Annotated in this window: 16 protein-coding genes; 3 read left to right on the plus strand and 13 right to left on the minus strand. The window is 64.9% G+C overall.

Translation table 11 applies throughout. The features are described 5' to 3' along the window. Positions 1–2: 2 nt before the first annotated feature. The 12 genes from RIdsm_RS14850 to iscR all read right to left on the minus strand — a co-directional run bounded on the left by RIdsm_RS14850 (position 3) and on the right by iscR (position 8,004). Complete coding sequence (locus tag RIdsm_RS14850) at positions 3–605, minus strand: YIP1 family protein (protein WP_057816061.1); 603 nt, start codon at positions 603–605, stop codon at positions 3–5. Next, on the minus strand, positions 602–1,087 hold the full coding sequence (locus tag RIdsm_RS14855; RefSeq protein WP_057816059.1) for a hypothetical protein: 486 nt from the start codon (positions 1,085–1,087) through the stop codon (positions 602–604). Before RIdsm_RS14855 ends, RIdsm_RS14850 begins: the two co-directional genes overlap by 4 nt. Further along, positions 1,087–2,373, minus strand: a complete 1,287-nt coding sequence (gene sufD / locus RIdsm_RS14860) for a Fe-S cluster assembly protein SufD (protein WP_057816057.1) — start codon at positions 2,371–2,373, stop codon at positions 1,087–1,089. Before sufD ends, RIdsm_RS14855 begins: the two co-directional genes overlap by 1 nt. Beyond that, positions 2,373–3,128 (minus strand): Fe-S cluster assembly ATPase SufC, encoded by a 756-nt coding sequence (sufC, locus tag RIdsm_RS14865; protein ID WP_057816055.1) that lies wholly within the window; start codon positions 3,126–3,128, stop codon positions 2,373–2,375. Before sufC ends, sufD begins: the two co-directional genes overlap by 1 nt. Positions 3,129–3,131: 3 nt before the next feature. Beyond that, positions 3,132–3,482, minus strand: coding sequence for a hypothetical protein (locus RIdsm_RS14870; RefSeq protein ID WP_057816053.1), 351 nt, complete (start codon positions 3,480–3,482; stop codon positions 3,132–3,134). Between the two features lie 9 nt (positions 3,483–3,491). Continuing rightward, positions 3,492–3,806 carry a heavy metal-binding domain-containing protein gene (locus RIdsm_RS14875; protein ID WP_057816051.1) on the minus strand — a complete coding sequence of 105 codons (315 nt, stop codon included), beginning with the start codon at positions 3,804–3,806 and terminating at the stop codon, positions 3,492–3,494. Continuing rightward, positions 3,803–4,306 carry a cupin domain-containing protein gene (locus RIdsm_RS14880; RefSeq protein ID WP_074939704.1) on the minus strand — a complete coding sequence of 168 codons (504 nt, stop codon included), beginning with the start codon at positions 4,304–4,306 and terminating at the stop codon, positions 3,803–3,805. Before RIdsm_RS14880 ends, RIdsm_RS14875 begins: the two co-directional genes overlap by 4 nt. Before the next feature lie 28 nt (positions 4,307–4,334). After that, on the minus strand, positions 4,335–4,592 hold the full coding sequence (locus RIdsm_RS14885) for a hypothetical protein (protein ID WP_057816049.1): 258 nt from the start codon (positions 4,590–4,592) through the stop codon (positions 4,335–4,337). Between the two features lie 10 nt (positions 4,593–4,602). Then, on the minus strand, positions 4,603–4,857 hold the full coding sequence (locus tag RIdsm_RS14890; protein WP_057816047.1) for a hypothetical protein: 255 nt from the start codon (positions 4,855–4,857) through the stop codon (positions 4,603–4,605). After that, positions 4,857–6,389: a Fe-S cluster assembly protein SufB gene (gene sufB / locus RIdsm_RS14895; RefSeq protein ID WP_057816044.1), complete on the minus strand. Its 1,533-nt coding sequence runs from the start codon at positions 6,387–6,389 to the stop codon at positions 4,857–4,859. The genes RIdsm_RS14890 and sufB overlap by 1 nt, the downstream gene beginning before the upstream one ends. An 18-nt stretch (positions 6,390–6,407) precedes the next feature. Next, entirely contained in the window at positions 6,408–7,442 is a 1,035-nt protein-coding gene (locus tag RIdsm_RS14900) for a cysteine desulfurase family protein (RefSeq protein WP_057816042.1), read from the minus strand. A gap of 100 nt (positions 7,443–7,542) precedes the next feature. Further along, the gene (iscR, locus tag RIdsm_RS14905; protein WP_057816040.1) at positions 7,543–8,004 is read right to left on the minus strand and encodes a Fe-S cluster assembly transcriptional regulator IscR; all 462 of its coding nucleotides are present in this window, start codon (positions 8,002–8,004) and stop codon (positions 7,543–7,545) included. A 159-nt stretch (positions 8,005–8,163) separates the two neighbouring features. On the opposite strand from iscR, the gene RIdsm_RS14910 reads away from it, so the two are divergent. The 3 genes from RIdsm_RS14910 to RIdsm_RS14920 are packed head-to-tail and all read left to right on the plus strand — an operon-like array spanning position 8,164 to position 9,660. Next, positions 8,164–8,817: an alpha/beta hydrolase gene (locus RIdsm_RS14910; RefSeq protein ID WP_057816037.1), complete on the plus strand. Its 654-nt coding sequence runs from the start codon at positions 8,164–8,166 to the stop codon at positions 8,815–8,817. 4 nt (positions 8,818–8,821) lie between these two features. Beyond that, positions 8,822–9,079 carry a hypothetical protein gene (locus RIdsm_RS14915; RefSeq protein WP_057816036.1) on the plus strand — a complete coding sequence of 86 codons (258 nt, stop codon included), beginning with the start codon at positions 8,822–8,824 and terminating at the stop codon, positions 9,077–9,079. Beyond that, on the plus strand, positions 9,076–9,660 hold the full coding sequence (locus RIdsm_RS14920) for an HD domain-containing protein (protein ID WP_057816034.1): 585 nt from the start codon (positions 9,076–9,078) through the stop codon (positions 9,658–9,660). Before RIdsm_RS14915 ends, RIdsm_RS14920 begins: the two co-directional genes overlap by 4 nt. Positions 9,661–10,075: 415 nt before the next feature. Here RIdsm_RS14920 and mfd read toward each other — a convergent pair whose 3' ends face one another. After that, positions 10,076–13,534 (minus strand): transcription-repair coupling factor, encoded by a 3,459-nt coding sequence (gene mfd / locus RIdsm_RS14925; RefSeq protein ID WP_057816031.1) that lies wholly within the window; start codon positions 13,532–13,534, stop codon positions 10,076–10,078. Positions 13,535–13,550: the final 16 nt, after the last annotated feature.

The raw sequence follows: 13,550 nt of genomic DNA on the forward strand, positions 1-13,550 counted from the left end.
GTTCATCTCCCTGTCATCCCCAGCCCGCCGAACATCGCGGACAGGATCGTCATACCGATGGAGAAGGCCACCACCGTCACCACGCACACGCCCGCCGATTTCAGCAGGCTGTCGAATCGATTGGCGGCGGCGACCAGCGCAAGCGTGGCCCACAGCCCCCAGAAAAACGCGGCGATCATCATCAGCCCGCCCACCAGCGGCAGGATCAGCCCCACCAGGAACAGCACCACCGCCAGCACCAGCGACACGACCTGAAGCCAGATCATCACCGCCAGCATATCGGCCAGCTCGCCCTGCCCGCCAAAGCTGCGCCCGATCCAGTGCAGCAGGAACACCGACACCAGCGCCTGCGCCCAGTTCAGAACCGCGAAAAGCAGCGGCGTGTGATAGGCCGGCGACATCTCGATCAGCTGGCCCAGGTCGCCCGGCGGCAACGGCGCCGAATGAAACACCGCCGAGACCAGCAGCGACAGCAGCACCGACACCAGCATCAGCGCGATCCACAGCCCCTGCACGGGGAACTGCATGTCGATCACCGCATAGCCCGCCTGCCGCGGATTGGTCAGCGTCAGGCGCAACATCGCCCGGAACCAGGCAAAATTCATGATACGCCCCACCCCGCTTCGCGCAGGTTCGACAGCCAGAACCACAGGAACACCGCGACCCAGACAACGCCTACGCCGGTCAGCCCCGCGCCCGGGCCGATAAACCCGGCCACGAGACCGTAAAGCAGCAAAAGCGGGCTCGCCGCAAGGAACGCCCAGAACAGCGCCAGCCGCGACCCATAGGCCGAGCCCCTGGCGCCGAACGCGCGGCTCACCAGGTGGCTGACGAACGCGATCAGGTAAAACGCCAGCGGCGCCATGAACAGCCAGCCCAGCAGTGCGCCGCCCAGAAGCGGGTTCAGCTCCTGCCCGGTCAGATGCGCCTCGCGCGCCAGCCGGGGCCATTGCCCGATGAAGGTGACAAGGCACCCGGCCATCAGGATCGCCAGCGCCCGCCCCTCGCTTTCGGGCATCGCCAGAAGCCGCCGCATCACCGGCCGCGGCCCCCGGTAGGAGGCCACGATATCGGTGCTGACCGGCATCAGCCGCGCCGGCGCTGCAGCCAGGCGTCCAGCCGGCCGACAAGCTCTTCGCGCAGGGTCTCGTCCTCGATCTCCTGCACGGCCTCGGCCAGGAAGGCGAGCGTCAGCAGGTCGGTCGCGATCTCCTTCGGCACGCCCCGCGCGCGAAGATAGAACAGCCCTTCCTCGTCGATCGCGCCGCTGGTGGACCCGTGCGAACAGGCCACGTCATCGGCATAGATCTCGAGCTCCGGCTTGGCGTCGAACTCGCTATCGTCATCCAGCAACAACGACTGGCTGATCTGGTAGCCGTCGGTCTTCTGCGCGCCCGGCTTCACGAGGATCTTGCCCTGGAACACGCCTTTCGCGCCGTTCCGCAGCACCTTCTTGAACACCTGCCGGCTTTCGCAATTCACCGCGTCATGGGTCACGAACACCGTGTCGTCATGGTGGAAATCGCCATCGCCGACACAGGCGCCCGCGATATGCGCGGCGGCATCGTCGCCCAGCATCTCCACGACACACTCGTTGCGCGTCAGCACGCCGTTCACCGTCAGGGTAAACGTCTTGAACGTGCTCTCCTTGCCGAGCCTTGCGAAGATATGCGTCGCCGCCCGCCGCTCATGGTCGCGGCCTTGCGTGCGCACATGGTGGAAGCCCGCGCCATCGGCCACGTCCACCTCCATCACCTTGTTGAACCGCGCCGCCGCCGGGCCGTTCTCCAGCACCGTCAGGTCGGCGCCCTCGTCCAGCTTGATGGCATGGTGCAGGATCGCATCGGAAACCTCTGATCTATGGTGATAAATCAGGTTGATCGGCTTGCTCACCTTGCCGGTCACATGGATCAGCAGCCCATCCTCGGCCAGCGCCGTATTCAGCGCCGCCAGCGGCCGCTCGACCGGGGTCTGCCCCCGCTCTTCCAGCACGCCATAGACGTCCTTGGCCCAGTGGATATCGCTCTTCGCCGCCTCGCTCAGCCGCTCGATGGTGACGCCCTCGAGGCTCAGGTCATCGCTCGCGGCTTCATCGAACTTCCCGTCGACAAAGACGATCTTCAGCCGGTCGACACCCTCGTACATCGGCGCCTCGTCCGAATCGAACGTCGCCGCCGGCGGCACATCCGCCTGCACCAGCGTATCGGGCCGGGTGTATTTCCAGTACTCGTCGCGCCGCTCGGGCAGGCCCATCGCCTTCACCCGGCCAAGCGCCGCCTCGCGCGCCGTCGTGGCCCAGGCCGCCCCCTCGGGCAGGCTCAGGCCCTCCAGCCGCGCTTCCGTCGCGTCCAGCTTCTTCTGCGGCAACGCCATCAGGCCACCTCCCCGCGCAGGTCCGCATAACCGTTCTCTTCGACTTCCAGCGCCAGCTCGGGCCCGCCTGTCTTGATGATCCGGCCCTCGGACATGATGTGCACCACGTCCGGCTGAATGTGGTTCAGCAGCCGCTGGTAGTGGGTGATGACAAGGAAGCTCCGGCCCGCGTCGCGCAGGGCGTTCACCCCGTCCGACACCAGCTTCATCGCGTCCACGTCGAGGCCCGAATCCGTCTCGTCGAGAATGCACATCTTCGGCTCCAGCACCGCCATTTGCAGCACCTCGTTGCGCTTCTTCTCGCCACCCGAGAAGCCCACGTTCACCGGCCGTTTCAGCATGTCGGCGTCGATCTTCAGCGTCTTCGCCTTCTCGCGCACCAGCTTGAGGAAATCGGCCGCGCTCATCTCCTCCTCGCCACGCGCCTTGCGCTGTGCGTTCAGCGCGGTGCGCATGAAGGTCATGTTGCCCACGCCCGGAATTTCCACCGGGTACTGGAACGCCAGGAACAGCCCCGCCGCGGCGCGCTCTTCCGGCTCCATGTCGAGCAGTTCCTCACCCAGAAGCGTGGCGCTGCCCTCGGTCACCTCATAGCCATCCCGGCCCGACAGAACATAGCTCAGCGTCGACTTGCCCGAGCCGTTCGGGCCCATGATCGCGTGCACCTCGCCCGCGCCAACCTTCAGGTCGACGCCTTTCAGAATCTGCTTGTCCTCTTCTTCAAGACCGACGTGCAAGTTCTTGATTTCCAACATGTCCTAACCCTTCTTCATCTCAGCCGTCGGGGCCGTGCCCCCGGCATATTTCGCTTTCATCCGCGCGATCTGCGCGTCCGTCATCTCTGTCTCGGCGGCCCGTCTCGCAGTCAGCGCCGCCACCTCCCGATCCATCCGCCGGCGTGTCACCCGGCGATACACGACCGCCCCCGCCAGGAACCCGGCGCCAAGGCCCGCGGCCAGCGCCAAACCGGCGGGAAACCAGCTATAGACCACCAGCCCGACCACGATCGCCACGCCCGAGCCGCTCAGCCCGGCAATCCGCTCAGGGTCCAGATGCCCGGGATAGTCCAGCCGCGTCAGCAGCCATTCCTCTGTGGCGTTCCCGGTCATGCCAAACCCTTACTCGATCACCACGGCGGTGCCGCTCGCCGACACCATCAGCATCGACTGCCCCACCACCTCGTAATCCAGGTCGACGCCGACAACCGCATTCGCGCCCAACGCCGCCGCCCGCGCCTCCAGCTCGTTCATCGCCGTGTCGCGCGCATCCTGAAGCTTGCTTTCATAGGCGCCCGAGCGCCCGCCGACGATATCGGTGATCGAGGCGAAAACGTCGCGCACGACATTCGCCCCCATGATCGCCTCGCCCACCACGATCCCCTTGTAGTCGGTGATCCTGTGGCCTTCGATGGTATTGGTCGTCGTGACGATCATTCCTCGCCCTCCCAGTAATCGCCGCTCGTCTCCTTGCGGCCGACGAAGCGAATATGGGCTTCCCGGAAATCCGCCCCCGGCGCGATGGCGATGGCGGCGAATTTGCCGCTATCGGGGTACTCCACCACATCGGGGTCGTCCAACGTCGAAATACTGAGGTATTTCAACGCGCTGTCGCCCGTATTTATCAGCTGGTGCGCGGTCTCGGGCCCGCCCCGTGGCGCCGCACAGACATCACCGGCCCGCACCGGGTATTCCGCCTCGCCGAACCGATAGGTACCTGTCCCTTCCATGATCACGAACATCTCGTCATTGCCCAGATGGTTGTGAAACGGAAAGGCCCGCTTGCCCGGCTCGACGACCGTGTACATCGCCCCCAGACCGCCCGACCCGATCGCCGCACCCATCGGCGCCACGGTCGCGCCGAACCGCGTGCTGCCTTCCGGCGGCCGCGTCGGAATCGCCGGCGCGTCTTCCACGTTCAGTACGGGGTGGGTCATGTCGGTGTCCTCAGATGCAAAGCCATGATCATGCTTGCCGTTCCCGCCATAGGCGTTTGAATTGCGGTTCCTTCAGATCCTGGAGAAACTCTTCCCCGAAACGAAGGTCGTCAAACTCCACGGTGAACGCGTCGACCGGGCCTCCCTGCAATTCCACGATCGTGCCACGTGTGCCGGCGGGCAGGGTCACGCCATTGCTGACAACATCGCAAGCCAGCTCGACAACGTCATATTGGCGCGGAGGGCCCTCCGGCGCGTCTTGCACATTCTGTACAGGCTGCGTCATGTCGGTGTCCTCAGAAGCAAACCAGCGTGTCCGGGTCCAGAAGCTGCAGGAAGCATCCTCCCGGCTGTTGCACGAACATGAACCATTCAACGGCGATCCCGGGAACCATGAACCAGCCAAGGAACGTCTGGCCAATCCCGGCGCCCAAGGCCGAGTGAAGAGGCTCGAAATACCAATTCACCCCCATTGGATCGTCAAACAGCGCAGCCACCAAGGCAAACACCATCAGCGAGAGAACCCCGATGCGTGTCGCCGGCCGGGTCATCAGCCCACCGACCCTTCCAGCGAAATCGCCACAAGCTGTTGCGCTTCCATGGCAAATTCCATCGGCAGGGCCTGCAGCACGTCCTTGCAGAAACCGTTGACGACAAGCGCCACCGCCTCCTCCTCGTCCATGCCGCGCTGGCGGCAATAGAACATCTGGTCGTCATCCACCTTCGAGGTGGTGGCCTCGTGCTCCACCCGGGATGAGTTGTTCTTCACCTCGATATAAGGCACCGTGTGCGCCCCGCACTCGCTGCCGATGAGAAGGCTGTCGCACTGCGTGTAGTTCCGGCTGTTCTTCGCCTTCGGGTGCATCGAAACAAGCCCACGATAGGTGTTCTGCGCCTTGCCCGCGCTGATGCCTTTCGAGACGATCCGCGACCGGGTATCCTTCCCGAGATGCACCATCTTGGTGCCGGTATCGGCCTGTTGATGGTTGTTGGTGATCGCGATCGAATAGAACTCGCCCTGGCTTTCATTCCCGCGCAGGATGCAGCTCGGATACTTCCACGTCACCGCCGAGCCGGTCTCCACCTGCGTCCACATCACCTTGGCCCTATCGCCCCGGCAATCGGCCCGCTTGGTGACGAAGTTGTAGATACCGCCCTTGCCGTTCTCGTCACCCGGGAACCAGTTCTGAACGGTCGAATACTTCACCTCGGCGTCTTCCTCGACCACGATCTCGACCACCGCGGCATGAAGCTGGCTGGTGTCCCGCTGCGGCGCGGTGCAGCCCTCGAGATAGCTCACGTAAGAGCCCTTGTCGGCGATGATCAGCGTCCGCTCGAACTGCCCGGTATTCTCGGCATTGATCCGGAAATAGGTTGACAGCTCCATCGGGCAGCGCACCCCCGGCGGCACGTAGACGAACGAGCCATCCGAGAAGACGGCCGAGTTGAGCGTTGCATAGAAGTTGTCGCTCACCGGCACGACCGACCCGAGGTATTTCTTCACCAGCTCCGGATGCTCCCGGATCGCCTCGGAAATCGAGCAGAAGATCACGCCCGCCTTCTGCAGCTCCTTCTGGAACGTGGTCCCGACACTGACGGAATCAAACACCGCATCGACGGCCACCTTCCGGTCACTCTCGCGCGCCTCCGCCGGGGCCTCCTCGGCCCCTTCGACACCCGCAAGGATCATCTGCTCCTTCAGCGGAATGCCCAGTTTCTCGTAGGTTTCCAACAGCTTGGGGTCCACCTCGTCCAGCGACTTGGGCTTCGTCTCCATGCTCTTGGGGCGGGCATAGTAATACTGGTTCTGAAAGTCGATCTGCGGATAATCGACCATCGCCCAGTCGGGCTCTGTCTTCTGCAGCCAGCGCTCATAGGCCGCCAGCCGCCAGTCGGTCATCCATTCGGGCTCGCCGTTCTTCTCGGAAATCAGCCGCACGATATCGGTCGTCAGACCCTTCGGCGCATATTCCGTCTCGATCTCGGTTTCCCAGCCGTGCTTGTAGGTGCCGGCCTCGCGGACCGCATCGACCGTTTCCTTGTCGACGCCTTCCTTCACGCGTGTTTCGTCCAGTGCCGCCATCCTTTAGCTCCTTTCAGCTCACGCCGCGCGGGCGCGATGCTTGGCTTGCTGCCTTGCCCATGTTTCGGCAAAGCGTGTCACGTCGTCTTCACTCGTCCCGGGGCCAAGAGAGACCCGCACGGCGCTCGCCGCCTGCGTGTCGTCATAGCCCATCGCCCCCAGAACCCGGCTCGCCTTCACCTTGCCGCTGGAACAGGCCGAGCCTGCGGATATGGCAAACCCCGCCAGATCCATCGCCATCACCTGTGTTTCGCCTTTCCAGCCTTCGGAAATGAAACACGCGGTGTTGGGCAGACGCCGATCCGATTTCCCGACAAAAATAGTCTCTCTCGCGGATTCCTCAAGCAAAGTTTCTAGAATGTTTCTAAATTTCTCGACCTCGGCCCAGACCCCCTCGGCCTGGTCCCTGAGCGCCGCTTCAATTGCGGCCCCGAAGCCCGCGATTCCAATGATGTTTTCCGTGCCCGACCGGCGGCCCATCTCCTGTCCGCCACCGGGCGTCAGCGGGGCGAAATCCACCCCCTGCTTGACGATCAGCGCGCCAATTCCCTTGGGCCCGCCAAGCTTGTGCGCCGACAGAACGGCCAGGTCGGCGCCGCTCCAGGCGAAGGAAAACGGAATACGCCCCACCGCCTGCGTGATGTCAAGCAGAAGCGCCCCCTCGCGCGCCGCACCTTCCCCCATGCCGGGCTCGGTCACGATCCCCGTCTCGGAATTCGCCAGCCCCATGGCGTAAAGCGGAACGCCCTCGCCCGCACGCCTTTGCGCCCAAAGCGCGTCATGCGCCGTTTCCTGCACCTCCACCGGCCCCGGCCAGCGCTCCATCACCCGCGCGGCTTCCGTCGCGCCTGACGTGAACACCACCTCCTGCGGCTTGCACCCCACGGCCTCGGCCACCTGCGCCCGCGCCCGCTCGACCAGCGCCTTGGCCGCCCGCCCCTCGGCATGCACGCTCGACGGGTTGCCCACGACATCCATCGCCGCCACCATCGCCTCGCGCGCCTCCGGCCTCAGCGGCGCCGTCGCGTTATGATCCAGGTACACCCGGGCCACTAAACCCCCGCTTCTTCTTGGTGAAAAATATCCCGGGGGAGTCCCGCATGAAATGCGGGATGGGGGCAGCGCCCCCTTCTGCAATTCTCACACCCACAGGTCACTGATCGTCGACCACCGGCACCAGCGTCGGCACGATCGGGCATGGCGTCAGCGAATTGTCCACCACGTCCGACAGCCGCGTCTGGTGCAGGAACACGTAGACATGCGCCGACAGCCCCTCCCACAGCCGGTTCGCCATCGACTGCGCCCGCGAGCCCGACGTGCCGCCCGACGCCCCCGCCCCCTTGTGCAGCGCGTCGACCGTCTCGTCGACCGCCTGCAGCACCTCGCTTATGCGGATCTCCGCCGCCGGCCGCGCAAGGCGATACCCGCCACCGGGCCCGCGCACCGATTCCACCAGCTCCGCCCGGCGCAGCTTGACGAACAACTGCTCCAGGTAGGGCAGCGACACCTTCTGCCGTTTCGAGATTTCGCCCAATGTCACCAGCCCGTCCTTCTGGCTGAGAGCGATGTCCACAAGCGCCACCATCGCGTAGCGCCCCTTCGTGCTGAGTTTCATGACCCCGACCCTCGCGAATAGATTGACCTGACGACCTGCAAAGCTTATCTCGCTTGCAGCCCGATCCGGCCCCCGGCTGGAACTTAGAATAATTCTAAGGTGCTGGAGTGATTTCGTCAAGAATACCCTCCGCACCCCTGAGATGGACAAAGGGACCATATGCCCGAGGTAATATTTCCCGGACCGGAAGGCCGGCTCGAAGGCCGTTATCACCCCCAACGCGAAAAAGACGCCCCCATAGCCATCGTGCTGCACCCGCACCCGCAATTCGGCGGCACGATGAACAACAAGGTCGTCTACAACCTGCACTACGCCTTCTACAACATGGGCTTCACCGTGCTGCGGTTCAATTTCCGCGGCGTCGGGCGCAGCCAGGGCGAGTATGACCAGGGCGTGGGCGAGCTGTCCGATGCCGCCTCCGCGCTCGACTACCTGCAGTCGATGAACAACAACTCCAAGCATTGCTGGGTCGCGGGCTTCTCCTTCGGCGCCTGGATCGGCATGCAATTGCTGATGCGCCGGCCCGAGATCACCGGGTTCATCTCCGTCTCGCCGCCCGCCAACATGTACGACTTCTCGTTCCTCGCGCCCTGCCCCTCCTCGGGCCTCATCATCAACGGCGGCGCCGACCGTGTCGCGCCCCCGGCCGACACCAAGTCGCTCGTCTCGAAGCTGCAGGAACAGCAGGGCATCACCGTCACTCACGAGGAAATCGACGGCTCCGGCCACTTCTTCGAAGAGCCTTACATGGACACCATGATCGAGACGGTCAGCGATTACGTGAAACGGCGGCTGACCGAAACCACGAGGTAAGCCCATGGGCGTGACCGAGGATCTGGCCGACGACCTGGCGCTTCAGGTCATCAAGTATGTCGATGCCTCGGGCGACGAAGGTGTCGTGAACGAGATCGTGGCGCTCCTCGGCGCCACCTCGCAAACCGCCGAGGAAGCCTTCCTCACCTCCATGCGCGTGCGCCGCGCCAACCAGAAGGCGCGCGCGCTGCTCCTCCAGAAGGTCAAGGCCTTCAAGGCCCGGCAGGAGGCGGCGGGCACCGCCGACACGTCCGGCACATGACCGACGCCACCCTCGACGCAAGGATCGCCTTCCTGAACGAGGCTTGCCGCCTCAAGTCGGTCACCCGCACCACCACGCTCTGCGACGGCTCCCGCTACGAGAACTCGGCCGAACACAGCTGGCACCTCGCCCTCTACGCCATGGTGCTGGAAGACCACGCGCCCGAGGGCACCGATATCTCTCGCGTGATCCGCATGCTGCTCCTGCACGACATCGTCGAGATCGACGCGGGCGACACGCCGATCTACGGCACCACCGGCCACGACGACCAGGCCGAGCGCGAGGCAGAAGCCGCACGCCGCCTCTTCGGCCTCCTTCCCCCGGGCCAAGGCGACAGCTTCCGCGCCCTCTGGGAAGAATTCGAAGCAGCCGTTACCCCCGACGCCCGCTTCGCCAAGGCCCTCGACCGCTTCCAGCCGCCCAACCAGAACCTCGCCTCCGACGGCATCGGCTGGCGCGAAAACGGCGCCACCTGGGACAAGTTCGAAGCCCGCATCGCCCCTTCGCTGCGCGACACCGTCCCCGCCTTCTGGGACTACATCGCGCCGAAGGTGAAAGCGTGGTTCTCACGAAACGGTTGATCCGCCGTAGGGTGGGTGAAACCCACCATTCCGCCGCGGACGCGCCGGGCGAGAGCCGGCCCGTGGGGAGGCGCCGCAACGGTCGTAGATGGCACTTTATGGCGCCAGATACATCGAACCTCTAATTTGTCACAAACATCCGCCAAAGCGCCTGCCCGCCGGGACGGGCCGGCGCTCGCCCGGCGCGGCAGGCTCGATTCCGGGCGAGTACTACCTAACACCCGTCCCGGCCGCTCGCGCCCCGTTGCGCCCCGCACAACATCCAGTACCACCCCGCACCGCACACCCCATTAACCCGGACCCCCTCGGTGAAAAACACCGACGCGATACCGACGAAATACCGACGTTATACCGACCCACCAAAACCGAATAAAATCAGCCCATTAACCCCGATTCGCCCCGGAAACCGGACCGCTCAGGATTTCGCCCCCGATTTCTTCTTCTCGACAACCTTCTCGGCCAGATCCCGGGCAATGGCGAACGCCCCCTTGATCTTGTCGCTTTCCTTCTTCCAGTCCCGCCGCACGACGATCTTGTTGTCCTTGACCTTGGCCATCCCGCGCTGGTCCTGCATGAACTGCACAAGGCCTTCCGGCGACGCGAACTTGTCGTTGTGGAACTGGATCGTCGCCCCCTTCGGGCCGCCGTCCAGCTTGGCAATCCCCGCCCGTTTGCACATCGCCTTGATCCGCACGATCAGCAGCAGCGTGTTGACCTCCTTCGGCAACTTCCCGAACCGGTCGATCAGTTCGGCGGCAAATCCCTCAAGTTCAACTTTGGTGTGCAACCCACTGAGCCGACGATACAATCCCAGCCGGACATCGAGGTCCGGCACGTAATCCTCGGGGATCAGAACCGGCACACCAAGGTTGATCTGCGGCGCCCATTGCTCGTCCGTCTCGGTCAAGCCTTCCAGCTCGCCCGCCTTGATCTTGGCAATCGCCTCTTCCAGCATCGACTGGTACAACTCGTACCCCACGTCGCGCATTTGCCCCGACTGCTCTTCACCAAGCAGGTTCCCCGCCCCGCGAATATCCAGATCCTGGCTCGCCAGCGTGAACCCCGCCCCCAGCGTATCCAGGCTCCCCAGCACCCGCAGCCGCTTCTCCGCCGCCGGCGTCAACGGCACGCGCGGCTTGGTGGTCAGATACGCATAGGCCCGCACCTTCGACCGCCCCACACGCCCCCGGATCTGGTAGAGCTGCGACAGCCCGAACATATCCGCCCGGTGCACCACCATCGTGTTCGCCGTCGGAATATCCAGCCCCGACTCCACGATCGTCGTGGCCAGCAGAACATCGAACTTCCCGTCATAGAAGGCGTTCATGCGGTTATCGAGCTCCCCCGCCGCCATCTGCCCGTGCGCGACAACGTAAGACACCTCCGGCACCTGTTCTTCGAGGAACTGCTCGATCTCCGCCAGGTCCTTGATCCGCGGCACCACGAAGAAGCTCTGCCCGCCCCGGTAATGCTCACGCAAGAGCGCCTCGCGAATGGTCACCGTATCGAACTCGCTCACATAGGTCCGGATCGACAGCCGGTCGACCGGCGGCGTGCCGATTATGCTGAGATCCCGGACACCTGAGAGCGAAAGTTGAAGTGTCCGCGGAATGGGCGTGGCGGTCAGGGTCAGCACGTGCACGTCACTGCGCAGCTGCTTCAGCCGCTCCTTGTGCGCCACCCCGAACCGCTGCTCCTCGTCGATCACCAGAAGGCCCAGATTGGCAAACCGCACGCTCTTCGCCAGAAGCGCATGGGTGCCCACCACGATATCCACCTGCCCCCGCGACAGTGCCTCACGCGTCTTCGCGGCCTCGGTCGTCGACACGAAGCGCGACAGCGGCCGTACGGAAATAGGAAAGCCCCGGAACCGCTCGGCAAAGCTCTGGTAATGCTGCCGTGCCAGCAGCGTCGTCGGCGCGATCACCGCCACCTGGTAGCCCTGCAACGCCGCCACGAAGGCCGCCCGCATAGCCACTTCCGTCTTGCCGAACCCCACATCGCCACAGATCAGCCGGTCCATCGGCGTGCCCGAGCTCAGGTCGTTCACCACATCCTCGATGGCCCGCAGCTGGTCGTCCGTCTCCTGGTACGGGAACCGGGCGGAAAACGCCTCCCACGCGTGGTGCTCCGGCTCCATCACCGCGCCCTTGCGCAGCGCCCGCTCGGCGGCAATCCGGATCAGCCGGTCCGCCATCTCGCGGATGCGCTCTTTCAGCTTGGCCTTCTTCGCCTGCCACGCACCCCCGCCCAGCCGGTCGAGCAGCCCCTCCTCGTGCCCGTACCGACTCAGCAACTCGATATTCTCGACCGGCAGGTAAAGCCTTGCGCCCTCGGCATATTCGAGGCTCAGGCATTCATGCGCCGCCCCCGCCGCCGTGATCACCTCCAACCCGTGATACCGCCCGATCCCGTGATCCACATGCACCACCAGGTCGCCGGGGCTAAGCGATTGCGCCTCGGTCAGGAAATTCTCCGCCCGCCGCCGTTTGCGCGGCGACCGGATCAGCCGGTCGCCCAGCACATCCTGCTCGGCAATCACCGTCAGGCCGGGCGACTCGAACCCGTGCTCCAGCCCCCAGACCGCCAGGTGCAGCCCGCGCTTGCCCACGCCGCCGACGTCACGCACCGTGACGGCCCCGATCAGCCCCTCGTCTTCCAGCAAACCCTCGAGCCGCTCCCGCGCCCCTTCGGAATAGCTCGCCAGAAGCACCGGCCCGTCGGCCATCTTCGCTTCAATATGGTCCTTCAACGCCCCGAAAAGGCTGATGCTTTCCTGCTGCCGCTCGGGCGAGAAATTCCGCCCGATCCGCCCGCCCGCGTCGATGATATTGGGCCCCGGGCTCTTCGCCAGCGGCGAAAACGCCAGCCGCCGCCGGTCGGCCACGGCCGCATTCCACGCGTCATCGTCGAGATAGAGCTGCCCGGGCGGCACCGGCTTGTAGATCGTCTCGGCCCGCTGCTTCTGCTCCAGCGCATGCCGCCGCGCCTCGTACTGGTCCTGCACCGTGTCCCACCGCGACAGGCGCGCCGCCTCGACCTGATCGTCGAGCGTCACCGGCGCACCGGGCAGGTAGTCGAACAAAGTCTCCAGCTTCTCATGGAAGAACGGCAGCCAATGCTCGATCCCGGCGTGCTTCCGCCCCGCGCTCACCGCCTCGTAAAGCGGGTCGTCCGTACCGGCCGCACCGAACTCGATCCGGTAATTCTGCCGGAACCGCGTGATCGACGCCTCGTCGAGGATCACCTCGCTCACCGGCGCCAGCTCCACCCGCGACAGCTTCTCCGTCGTCCGCTGGCTGCCCGGGTCGAACCCCCTTACGCCATCCAGCACATCGCCGAAGAGATCGAGCCGCACCGGCCCGCCCTCGCCCGGCGGGAAGATGTCGATGATCCCGCCGCGCACGGCATAATCACCGGGCTCGGTCACCGTCGGGCTCTGCACGAAGCCCATCCGCACCAGGAACGCTTTCAGCGCGTCCTCGTCGATCCGCTGATCGACCTCGGCCGTGAACGCGGCCTCCTTCAGAACGTCACGCGGCGGCACACGCTGCGTTGCCGCGTTCAACGTGGTCAACAAGACGAACTGCTTGGGCGCGCCATGCACCAGCCCCGCCAGCGTCGCCATCCGGGCGGCGGAGATGTCGGCATTGGGCGAAATCCGGTCATAGGGCAGGCAATCCCACCCCGGAAAGCGCAGCACCGGCATCCCCGGCGCAAAGAAGGCCAGCGCCTCGGCCATCTGCGCCAGCCGCTTGTCGTCGCGCGCCACGTGAATGACGGGGCCGCCATCGCGCTCGGCCTCTTTCAGAACCAGACGCGCGTCAAACCCCTCGGGCGCGCCGCCCACGACTATGTGCTTCGCTTCACTCATATCTCACCGCCTGGCC

The sequence above is a fragment of the Roseovarius indicus genome (assembly GCF_008728195.1).
GTDB classification, from domain to species: domain Bacteria; phylum Pseudomonadota; class Alphaproteobacteria; order Rhodobacterales; family Rhodobacteraceae; genus Roseovarius; species Roseovarius indicus.